1 protein-coding gene is annotated in these 334 nt (G+C 51.2%); it reads left to right on the top strand.

Translation table 11 applies throughout. From position 1 onward, the window contains the following. On the top strand, positions 1 to 196 hold a 196-nt coding region (locus HMPREF2726_RS14150), incomplete at its 5' end, for a hypothetical protein (RefSeq protein ID WP_210399692.1). Between the last annotated feature and the right edge of the window lie 138 nt (positions 197 to 334).

Genomic DNA, 334 nt, shown 5'->3' with positions numbered 1-334 from the left:
ATTTCGCCAATACGGACAAATCATGCAAGATATTCGAGTCTTGAGACATATCGATAGCAAAAGGTCGTCTGAAACCCAAATCTCAAAGTTTTCAGACGACCTCGTTTTTATCGGCAACCTGCCCCCTCTCCCGTCCGGTGGGAGAGGGCCGGGGAGAGGGTGGTTCTATGGGTTGTACGAATTTGATTTGACCTAAAGTCGCAAAGCCACCCCCATCCTAACCTTCCCCCGCTAGACGGGGGAAGGGACAGGTTGCTGTTGCTGCAATGAGTAGCGTGGGCTTTGCCCGCGAGATAAATACCGAAATGGATGCCCATTCGGCTGTTGTCTGATT

The organism is Neisseria sp. HMSC074B07, assembly GCF_001810355.1.
GTDB lineage: Bacteria > Pseudomonadota > Gammaproteobacteria > Burkholderiales > Neisseriaceae > Neisseria.
Note: the sequence above shows the minus strand (reverse complement) of the source record. Positions and strands in the feature narration are given on the sequence as shown.